The sequence below is a fragment of the Streptomyces sp. NPDC059957 genome (genome assembly GCF_042730015.1).
Lineage (GTDB): Bacteria > Actinomycetota > Actinomycetes > Streptomycetales > Streptomycetaceae > Streptomyces.
Window position 1 is genome coordinate 7,648 of the sequence record NZ_JBHWMB010000115.1, and the last position, 9,571, is coordinate 17,218.

At 69.7% G+C, this 9,571-nt stretch carries 7 protein-coding genes and 4 pseudogenes; 3 read left to right on the forward strand and 8 right to left on the reverse strand.

Going from position 1 to position 9,571, the window contains the following annotated elements; translation table 11 throughout:
• Nucleotides 1–125: 125 nt before the first annotated feature.
• The 4 genes and pseudogenes from ACFWBW_RS39265 to ACFWBW_RS39280 form a co-directional block, all read right to left on the reverse strand.
• Nucleotides 126–1,595 carry a phosphatidylinositol-specific phospholipase C domain-containing protein gene (locus ACFWBW_RS39265; RefSeq protein ID WP_385383858.1) on the reverse strand — a complete coding sequence of 490 codons (1,470 nt, stop codon included), beginning with the start codon at nt 1,593–1,595 and terminating at the stop codon, nt 126–128.
• A gap of 255 nt (nt 1,596–1,850) precedes the next feature.
• A pseudogene (locus ACFWBW_RS39270) lies at nt 1,851–2,384 on the reverse strand (SMI1/KNR4 family protein); the annotation flags it as partial.
• 56 nt (nt 2,385–2,440) lie between these two features.
• Complete coding sequence (locus ACFWBW_RS39275) at nt 2,441–2,746, reverse strand: antibiotic biosynthesis monooxygenase family protein (protein ID WP_385383860.1); 306 nt, start codon at nt 2,744–2,746, stop codon at nt 2,441–2,443.
• A gap of 131 nt (nt 2,747–2,877) precedes the next feature.
• Nucleotides 2,878–3,318, reverse strand: coding sequence for a hypothetical protein (locus tag ACFWBW_RS39280; RefSeq protein ID WP_385383863.1), 441 nt, complete (start codon nt 3,316–3,318; stop codon nt 2,878–2,880).
• Between the two features lie 154 nt (nt 3,319–3,472).
• On the opposite strand from ACFWBW_RS39280, the pseudogene ACFWBW_RS39285 reads away from it, so the two are divergent.
• A pseudogene (locus ACFWBW_RS39285) lies at nt 3,473–3,895 on the forward strand (alpha/beta hydrolase); the annotation flags it as partial.
• 77 nt (nt 3,896–3,972) lie between these two features.
• On the opposite strand, the gene ACFWBW_RS39290 reads toward ACFWBW_RS39285, so the two are convergent.
• Both ACFWBW_RS39290 and ACFWBW_RS39295 read right to left on the reverse strand, forming a co-directional pair.
• Nucleotides 3,973–4,206: a helix-turn-helix domain-containing protein gene (locus tag ACFWBW_RS39290; protein WP_385383866.1), complete on the reverse strand. Its 234-nt coding sequence runs from the start codon at nt 4,204–4,206 to the stop codon at nt 3,973–3,975.
• Complete coding sequence (locus tag ACFWBW_RS39295; protein WP_385383869.1) at nt 4,206–4,790, reverse strand: DUF2975 domain-containing protein; 585 nt, start codon at nt 4,788–4,790, stop codon at nt 4,206–4,208. The genes ACFWBW_RS39290 and ACFWBW_RS39295 overlap by 1 nt, the downstream gene beginning before the upstream one ends.
• Before the next feature lie 476 nt (nt 4,791–5,266).
• Between ACFWBW_RS39295 and ACFWBW_RS39300 the strand changes: the two genes are divergently transcribed.
• Nucleotides 5,267–6,538, forward strand: coding sequence for an amidohydrolase family protein (locus tag ACFWBW_RS39300; RefSeq protein WP_385383872.1), 1,272 nt, complete (start codon nt 5,267–5,269; stop codon nt 6,536–6,538).
• An 89-nt stretch (nt 6,539–6,627) separates the two neighbouring features.
• On the opposite strand, the pseudogene ACFWBW_RS39305 reads toward ACFWBW_RS39300, so the two are convergent.
• Together ACFWBW_RS39305 and ACFWBW_RS39310 are read right to left on the reverse strand one after the other, a co-directional pair.
• Nucleotides 6,628–7,626, reverse strand: a pseudogene (locus ACFWBW_RS39305) (chitinase); the annotation flags it as partial.
• A 147-nt stretch (nt 7,627–7,773) separates the two neighbouring features.
• Nucleotides 7,774–8,664, reverse strand: a pseudogene (locus tag ACFWBW_RS39310) (carbohydrate binding domain-containing protein); the annotation flags it as partial.
• Between the two features lie 615 nt (nt 8,665–9,279).
• Here ACFWBW_RS39310 and ACFWBW_RS39315 point away from each other — a divergent pair.
• The coding region (locus ACFWBW_RS39315; protein ID WP_385383875.1) for a DUF4158 domain-containing protein at nt 9,280–9,571 on the forward strand (292 nt) is incomplete at its 3' end.

Consider the following 9,571-nt stretch of genomic DNA (forward strand, 5'->3'; position numbering starts at 1 on the left):
TTTTCTTTTCGTTCGTGTTTTTTATCGGGTCGGTTATAGCTGGGGTTTTTTGGCCGATTGCTCGGCCGGGCCGCATCGGCGCCGGTACTGCGGGTGTGCGGGGTGCCCGGGTCAGGTCCCGGGCGTCACCCGCGGGTCGGGCAGGCGTCCAGTGTGACCTTGCCGGCCTTGCCGCCGGTCGTCGCCGGGTCCAGGGTCAGGCACCTGCCGGTCCACTGGTTGATGAAGTAGAAGGCGCGCCTGCCGCCGTACTGGTCTGCCGGCATGATCTCCCAGAGCTGGTTGGCCGAGGCCCACCGGCCCTCGCACGGCCAATAGAACAGCTGCGTGCCGTTGCCGGGCGGCGTACCGAGGTTCCAAGGGACGGTGAGGCAGTAGCCGTTGCCCGCCTTGAGCCAGTAGTAGCCCTTGCTGTCGTAGGGCGGCAGGGAGCCCGTCCACTGCTGGCTGCTCGGCGCCGGGCTCGCGCAGGCCCGCTGCGTGACCACGCCGCCCGAGCCGTCGGGGAACCAATCACCGCGCACCATGCAGCGGTTCGGGGCGGTGGTCTGGTAGGTCTGCCCGATGAACTGCTTGCCCGGGGTGACGGTCCACAGCGCCGGGTGGGGCGCGAAGATGTGGGCGTTGCGGTTGAGCTCGTTGACCACGGACATCGGGGTGACGCCACTGGTGTCGCTCTGCTCGTAGAAGTTCACCGCGACGTAGTTGGGGTTGTGGCCCGCGGCGGGACGGCAGTCCTTGTCGATGCGGTTCTTCAGGGCTGCGCCGTTGTCGCCCGGCGCCTTGGCCTCGGGGTTGAGCACGCTCGAGTCGAACTGGTTCATGGTGAACAGCGGGGTCAGGGCCGTGCCCGGCATGGGGTTCTGTCCGACCGGGTTGCTGTTGCGCGAGGCGCAGCCGCTGGGCCGGCCGTCGTAGTCGTAGAGCGTCTCCACCGTGCGGGTCCAGGTGTACATGAGGCGCCCGTATTCCGTATTCCCGTCCCTGGACGTGACCGGGACGTCCTCTCCCCACCTGTCCTGGAACACCACCAGGCGGCGGTTGTCGGAGACCATGTCGCGCAGCCGCGGCCAGTTGCGGTTGTCGATGTCGTACTGCTTGGGGGAGAACAGCAGGTTCTTCGCGTTCTCGGACTCCAGCACGTCGGTGACCGCCGCGGTGAGCGACTCGCGGCCGGCGTAGTTCTCCAGGAAGACCGTGACCACTTCGTCCGGGTGGGCCTTGAGGAAGTCCACCACCGTGCTGAGCCCGCTGCGAAAGGTCTCGTAGCAGGCGAACGTGGAGTGGCACAGCATCAGGTCGACGTTGCCCTCCTGGTCGTAGGCGACGTCATAGGTGTCGAGCATCAGCCCGCGCACGCCGTCGTCGAGCTGCCGGGCGATGGTGCGCGACTGGTTCCGCGGCGGCAAGGCCCCCGAGTCCGCGTAGGAGTTGTGGGTGGTCAGCGACGACCACTGGTCGAGGCGGGCGTCTCCGTACTTGCTCCCGGACGCCGCCACGGCGGTCGTGGGGGTGGGCAGTGTCGCGGCCAGGAAGACCAGCGGCAGGACGGGTAGGGCCAGCCTTCGCAGCACGCGGAAGCCTCTTGCAAGCATGTCGTTCCCCAGGGTCAAAACGGTCGACGGAACCGGAGCGGGCGTGCGGTACCGGTTGCCGGACGGCGGTGTGGGCGACCCGGGGCACCGTGATGCCCGGCGGCCCGGCCCCGCCGTCCGTTCCGCGTCGAGCCAACACCGTGGGCGAGGGCCGGACCATGCGGTTCCACCGGCAGAAGTAGGTACCCGCCTACTTCTGCCGGTCGGATCCGCCGGCCCCCCTCGATGAGTCGGTCCGGCTCGCGGTCGGCGGCGTCAGGCGTTCGTAGCTGGTCGGTGCGCGGTGAGCTCCGCCTCGTGCAGCCAGTCGGTGTACCAGTGGGCGAAGGTGATCGGCTTTCCCGCCTGGTCGAGGAGCGGGACGAGGTCGGCGTCGTCTGCCCGGCAGTCGGACCAGATGGTGCCGCGGTGGGTGCCGCTGATGATCAGCCATTCCCTCTGGGCACAGCCGAGGTGGCAGATCACTATGGCGCCGGCGGTGCGCTCGGGAGCGAACATCAGGGGTTCCCAGCGTGCGTCCCACGCTTCGATGGCATCGTCGAAGTCCTCGATCTCGTCGAAGTCCTCTTCTTCAGGGCGCACGGTGAGGAGGGCGTCGAGGGCTTCGGGATCCGGGCCGTGCTCGGGAAAGGGCCGGGCGAGCATGGCCAGGTCGGCCAGGTCGGCCAGGTCTGCACCGTCTCCTTCCCAGCGCCAGCGGCCCTGCACGCGGCGAACGGGGAAGAGGCCGTGCGCGGGACCCGCGCCGCCGGCACCCACGCGGGTGAGGAAGGTCCGGTAGTCATCCGGCGTCGACCGGCGCCTGCGCCCTCGCACGTCGTGCTGACCGAGGGCGCGGCGAGGCCTCACGCGCTGTGCAGGGCCTGCCCGTAGTGCTCGACCTCGGGGAAGGGCGAGTAGAAGCCGTGCAGCAGCGTCCGCCACTTCTCGTACTCGGCCGAGCGGCGGAAGCCCTCGGTGTGGTCCTCCAGCGTCTCCCATTCGACCCGGAGCAGGAAGCGCGACTCCCGCCCGGTGTCCACGCAGCGCCGCAGTTCCAGCGACCTGAACCCCTTCTGCACCGCGATCAGCGGCTTGGCTTCGGCGAACGCCACGAGAAAGGCATCCTCCTGGCCAGGCAGGACATCGAGCAGTGCGCTTTCCAAGATCATGGAACCGCATCCTGCCGCAGCCGCGTGGCGACCGAAAGAGCTGCGAGGCCCCGACTTGCCCTGAGCGGCGATGCACACTCGTCGGCCGGATGGACACCACCTCGACGCGAGTGTGCGCCGGTGGTCCCCGGTCAGCGGCGGCCGGTGGACAGGATGACGAGGAACTGGCCGCCGCCGGCCTGGATGTCGGCGGTCACCGGCAGCCCCGGCACGAGACGGGAGAAGCGGTCCACCAGCCAATCTGCCGTCTCCTGGGCGTCCTTCTTGGTCGGGCAACGGCCCACCATCTCGCGGCCGCCCTTGCGCTCCAGCCTCTCGGCAACGGTGATCAGCGGCGCGGGTTCGACCACGTACAGGCGCTCCGGCCAGGCGATGACCACCTTGACCGCACCCTTGCGGGTGTTGCAGCCGCGGTGCGCGAGCCGCTCCGCGACCTTGGCCTTCCGGTCGGCGGTCCGGCTGTCGACACTGGGCCCCCGGGGGTCGTTCACCGACTCGTCGGGGTCGACCGGTTCGTCGCATACCCAGCACTGCCAGCCGTCACGCTCTGCCACATCATCAAGGAGACTCACCCGAGCAAACTACCTGCCCGGCGGCCCCCCCGCGCACCAGGGCCCCGGTCTCGCGTACGGCCGGGCGCAGGAAAGGTCTCGGGCTCGTCGGGAAGATTCCGTTGTCGGACCACGGCGGCCGCTGCTGGCCTCCCGGCGGCCGTGCAAGAGCCGGCCGGCCGACGGGATCTTCGAGTCCTTGGTCGGCTCGCTGGTCGAAAGGGCGGTCCCGGAATGGCGGACCACCCTGGACGCCCTCCTCGCGCTGCCGGAGGTCGGCGGCCCGGTCGGGTACTCGGGTTGGACCGCCGTCGGCATCCGCCTTGCGGTGGTCGAGCCCCGCATCGCCGCCGCCGGCCTCTTCGCCGGGGGTTTCGTGCCCCACGCCCAGCGCGAGGAGGCCCGGCAGGTCACCATTCCGCTGCTGTTGCTGCTGCAGTGGGACGACGAGGGAAACCCCCGGCAGCGGGCCCTGGACCTGTTCGACTCCTTCGGCAGCAAGGAGAAGACGCTGCACGCCAATCCGGGTGGGCACGTCGGCACCCCGTGGTTCGAGGTGGAGGACGGGGTCCGATTCTTCGGCCGGCACCTGATGTGACACCGGACCGCCAGGCTGACAGCGGGCTGTAGGCGATGGGCGTGGCTGCTTCCCGGGTCTCCCGGGGAGCAGCCGCGCTAGGCCGGCTCGGCCGGGTCGTGGGTGATCAGGTCTCCCGGCTGGCACTGGAGGACGTCGCAGATCCTGGACAGCGTGGAGAAGCGGATGGCCTTGGCTCGTCCGTTCTTGAGCACGGACAGGTTGACGACGGTGATGCCGACCTGTGCGGACAGTTCCGTGAGCGTCATGCCGCGCTCGGCAAGGACCCGGTCGAGGTGGATCCGGATCGAGTGGAGTTCCTCTTCGGGCATCAGATGGTCCCTTCGAGGTCCTCTCGCATGCGTACGCCCTCGCGCATGATCTTCCCCATGATGACGGCGGCGAGGCCCGCGAGGATGAGTACCTGCGGCTCGGCGACCATCGGCCCGGAGTCCAGCTCGGGCACCATGCTGGCGGCGAGCCAGGATTGCGACCAGCCTACGACGAGGCCCGCGAGCGGTGTACCCACGGTGACGGACCAGCCGAGCACGGTGAGCCGTCGCGCCACCTTGTCGGTGAACGGCCCCTGGGACACGACGGCATCGAGCAGCCGGGAGAAGAGCAGCAGGGCGAACGAGGCGAACAGCATCCAGGGCAGCCGGCTTCCGAGGTCGGCTGCGCGCTGCGCCGCCGAGGGGTCGTTCTGGCAGAGCCGCGCCGTGGTGCTGGAGGCGTCCACGCCCTGGCCGACCGGCAGGCCACCCTCCAGCGTGGCGTTGGCCCAGAAGCCGGTTTGCACGCAGACCGCCCCGTCGTCGGTCAGGTGCGAGACGGCCGTGCCGATGAAGGTGAGCCCCCAGAGCATCGCCAGCCCAAAGGTCAGTGTGGCCAGGATCTTCGTGAATCGCGTGTTCACCGCGTACCCCCCTATCGATTTTCGATATGCCGAAGACTAGCGGACCATATCGATAATCGACAAGCGCCCGGCCATGACCGGAGAGGCGGGCGCCTGCGGCGGGGGCGGTGGGCACCTCTACGAAGGCGGGGCCGCGGACACAACTTCTACAAAGTGTTGACGCGCCTCTATCGGAAAGACGTCTGCCCGACGGACGATCCGTGTAGCCTCCCCCGCTTCACCTGACCACTCGTCAGCGTGGGGAAGGCCGTTCCCATCCTCGTTTCGTTGGGAGGCCACACGCCATGAACCCGATCAGCGAGTGTCCCGAACCCGCCCCGAATCCCTTACCCGAAGGCCGCGCGCCTTCGCCGAAGCCGGCGGCACCCAGTCGTCGCCACGTCCTGGGCGGCCTCGGAATGGCCGCAGCCGCTCCACTCGTCCTGGGCGCCGGGAGGAGCCGGCCGCACGGTGGAACACCGTCGGGCCGGGCCGTCATGCTCAGGAACGCCGCAGTCGTGCTCACCATGGACCCCGCCCTCGGCGACGGCCCGCTGGGCACGGTCGAGGGCGCGGACGTCCTCATGCGGGACGGTGCCATCGCGGCCGTGGGAAAGCGGCTGCCCGCACCACCCGGCACACACGTGATCGACACCGCCGGCCAGCTGGTGATGCCGGGCTTCGTCGACGTGCACACCCACCTGTGGCAGTCCTCGTTGCGGGGCGGCTGCGCGGACCGCGACCTGTTCGGGTGGCTGGCCGACTGCAACCGGGCGACGTTCTCCCGGATCACGCCCGCGGACATGTACCGGTTCGTCCGCCTCGGGGCACTCGACTCCATACAGTCCGGCGTGACCACGCTCGTGGACTGGGTGGACGCCCTCCCGTACGACACGACGGTGCAGTACGTGCGGGCCCTGGCCGGCACGGGCGTGCGCTTCACCTACGCGATGTTCCAGGCCGAGCGGGACGCCTCGCTGATCACCCGGACGAAGAGGGAGCTCATCGACCCGCTCCCCCTCGCCTCGGCGCAGGTCGCCACCCACGCGGCGGGGGCCATCAAGGGCCTCAACCGGCTGCACTGGGAGATCGCCCGAGATCTCGGAGTCATGCTCAACAGCCATGTCCTCGAACGCTCCGAGCAGCACGCGGACGACCCGATCGGTACCCTTGCGGACATCGGTGCGCTGGGGCCCCGGCTGCTCATGAACCACGCGATCCACCTCACCGACGACGCGATCGCCGCGGTCGCCGCGCACGACGTACGGGTCGCACACTGCCCGCTCAGCAACATGCGCCTCGCCTCGGGGGTCATGCGGCTGCCGGACCTCGGCCGGCGCGGCGTGAAGGCCGGGCTCGGCCAGGACGGCGGAACCAACGACTCCTCGGACTTCTTCGCGCTCATGAAGGCGACCATCGGTCTCCAACGCGCACGCTCTCTGGAGACCTCGGTGTTCCCCCAGGTGCACGACGTCCTGCGCCTCGCCACCCTCGGCGGAGCCGAGGCGATCGGCATGGCCGACACGGTGGGATCCCTGAACCCCGGCAAGCGCGCCGACGTCATCGTGATCGATCCCGCCGCTCTCAACTTCGCGCCGCGCTTCGACTGGATCAACCAGATCGTCTTCAACGGCCGCCCGGAGAACGTCCGCGCGGTCTTCGTGGACGGCCGTCCCCTCAAACTCGACGGCCGCCTCGTCGACATCGACACCGACCGCGTCGTACGGGAAGCGGAATCCGCGGCCACCCGCCTGCGCACCGCCTCCTGAAGCCGGGCACTGCCCCCGGGAGCGCAGAGCGCTCCCGGGGGCCGTGCCCTCTCATCGCCACATCACCCCGTGAAGGTCAAAGGACGTGCTCAACGGCCCTGGAGGGACTTGACGTTGTCGCCGAATGTCCAGCCCTTCGAGCCGTCCCAGTTGATGGACCACGTCATGAGGCCCTTCAGCGAACCGCCGAAGGCGTTCCACGACTGACCGACCAGGCTCGGCGTCATGTGACCGCCACCCGCCCCGGGCTGGGCAGGCAGACCGGGCACCTGCTTGTCGTACGGCACCTTGATGGTGGTGCCCTGGATGGTGAGGCCGTTGTTCAGGCAGGTGGTCTGGGCGGTGAAGCCCTGGACGGTGCCGGCCTGGTAGGAGTCACCGGAGCAGCCGTACATGCTGCCGTTGTAGTACTGCATGTTCAGCCACCACAGCCGGCCGTTGTCGGCGTACTTCTTGATGATCGGCAGGTAGGAGCCCCAGATCGACCCGTAGGTGACGCTTCCGCCGGTGACGTACGCGGTTTCGGGGGCCATCGTCAGGCCGAAGCCCGCGGGCATCTGGGCCAGTACGCCGTCGATGATGCGGATCAGGTTGGCCTGCGAGGCGGACGGCGTGCTGATGTTGCCGCTTCCGGTCAGGCCGGTCTCGATGTCGATGTCGATTCCGTCGAAGTTGTACTTCTTGAGGATCGGGACGATGGTCGCCACGAACTTGTCGGCGACGGTGCTGGAGTTCAGGTCGATGCCCGCGGTGGCCCCGCCTATCGACATCAGGATCGTCGCCCCGGCCGCCTTGGCCTGGCACATCTCGGCCGGGGTCGCGACCTTGACGCCGGCGTCCATGCCGTCCTGCCACAGGGCCGTGCCGTCCGAGAGGATCACCGGGAAGGCGGCGTTGATGACGTTGTAGCCGTGCGCGGCGATCCGGCTGTCCGTGATGGGAACCCAGCCCATGCCGGGGTGGACGCCGTTCGCGGCGCCGTCCCAGTTCTCCCAGTAGCCCTGCAGGACCTTGCCCGAGGGCTTGGGCTTCGTGGCGCAGGTCTCGCCCGGCGGGGCGGTCGTCGGGGGCGCCGTGGTCGGCGGCGCCGTGGTCGGAGGCGCGGTCGTCGGCGGTGCGGTCGTCGGCGGTGTGGTCGTCGGCGGTGCGGTGGTCGGTGTGGGGCTGCTGCCGCCGGGGCCGGTGAGCGATACGTCGTCCGCGTAGTACGCGGGCTGCCCGTACCACCCGTGCAGGTAGACGGTCACCGAGGTGGTGCTCGGCCCCGTGGTGAAGCCGACGCTGAGCCGGCCGTACGACGGGCTGTTCGGCGTCCACGTGGAGGGAGTGCCGGTGATTCCGGTGCCGGTGGCACCCAGGTAGACATAGCTGCCCTGGACGTAAGCGCTGAGCGTGTACTGGGAGTTGGGCTGCACGCTGACGGTCTGGACGCACTGGGCGTTGTCCTGGCCGCTCGGCGTGGCCTTGAGCGCGGAGGAGCCGGACCGGACCGGACTGCCGACGGCCACGCCGGAGCCTGCGGAGCAGGTCCAGGCGGAGAGCCCGTTCTCGAAGCCGGAGTTGACCACCAGGTTGGTGGCCTCGGCCCCGGCCGCGACGGCGCCGGCGCTGACGGCGCCGGCGCTGACGGCCCCGGCCACGGCGAGGCCGGCGCCGATGACGGCGGCGGCGCTCACCCCGGCAAGGGAGCGGTTCAGGACGGTCGGTCCGCGCTTGGCGCCGCTGGTCCGGTCCGCACGGGGGCCGGTGTCGGCCGGCAGGCGCGAAGTACGTGATCTCCGACGGAACATGGTGCGCTCCATTCCCGCAGAGCGCCATGGGCATGACCGACGCGTGGGGGCGCGACGCCCGGCTCTGGGTGAGGTGGGGACAGGTGGGGCTGTGCCGGACCGGATCGTAGGAGCAACGACACGGCCGGTCAATAGGTCTGGACCAATAGCCGGAATGTGGCCCCGTCCGGTGGCGACGTGATCCGAGGCGTTGGCGAACACCGAACCCGCTTGCCCACGGCGGGAGTCCGACCGACCCGCACCGGCGCCGCCGGATTCGCGCTCGCCGATGTCCCGCGGGCCGAGGCCGCTCGGGAAGCCCGGCCGGGGCTTCTCAGGAGGATGGCCGGGGCCCATGATGGCGGGATGGCAGTCAGCGAGGATCTGCTCTGGGACGCGTCGGACAGGAGCACGCGGACGGGTCCACGGCTACGACGCCTGGCGGTATCGGCCGGCTGTCTAGGCCTGATCGGCCTTGCCCTGCGGGGAGAACCGCCCGCCGTCAGATGGGCGGTCTGTACCGCTGTGGCCTACCTACTCCTGGAAATCGCGTACTGGGTCTGGGACCGGCGGCGCGTGGTCGAGGCGCGGATCACCCCCGGCGGGGCCGGCGGTGGTACGAGTCTCCGCCTCCGGCACGCCGGAGGGCGGATCACGGAGCACGACCCCGACCGGGTGGGGGTCCCAGTAGTTCTCGCCGAAAAACAACGGAGTAGCCCCTGACCTGGCCCGTTGCCGTGGAGTCGGTTGGCTCGTTGGGCTGACCGGGCGAATCCGGTGACGGGAGGGGTGGGTAGATGGCCACGAGGGTGTCTTCCGGCGAGGAGTTGGAGGCTCTGCGGTCGTTCCCCGCGATCGGTAAGGACGAGCTGATCCGCTGCTTCACCCTCGCCCCGGCTGATGAGGCGTTCCTGCGGAAGTTCCTGCGTCCTGCGGAAGTTCCTGCGTCCTGCGACGGTCTTGGGTGCCGCGGTGCAGTTGTGCACGTTGCCGTGGCTGGGCTTCGTGCCGGATGAGGTGACGGCGGCGCCGCTGGCGGCGGTGGGGCGGCTGGCCCGGCAGCGCGGGTTACCGATCGAGGTGCTGCGCGGCTACGGCATGTCCCGGGAGCAGACGCGTACTGACCATCTGCGGCAGGTGGCCGAGTACTTGTCGTGGCGTCCGGCGAAGGTCCTGGAGCTGAAGGAGCTGGATGAGTTCCTGCTGGCGCGGGCGATGGAGCACTGGGGGTGTGAGTATCTGCGTTCGGCGAGGGTGATCCGGC

Bases quoted from the DNA above. Each gene is read 5' to 3' on its own strand.
- ACFWBW_RS39265 (WP_385383858.1), bottom strand. From the start codon at position 1,595: ATGCTTGCAAGAGGCTTCCGCGTGCTGCGAAGGCTGGCCCTACCCGTC.
- ACFWBW_RS39275 (WP_385383860.1), bottom strand. From the start codon at position 2,746: ATGATCTTGGAAAGCGCACTGCTCGATGTCCTGCCTGGCCAGGAGGAT.
- ACFWBW_RS39290 (WP_385383866.1), bottom strand. From the start codon at position 4,206: ATGCCCGAAGAGGAACTCCACTCGATCCGGATCCACCTCGACCGGGTC.
- ACFWBW_RS39300 (WP_385383872.1), top strand. From the start codon at position 5,267: ATGCTCAGGAACGCCGCAGTCGTGCTCACCATGGACCCCGCCCTCGGC.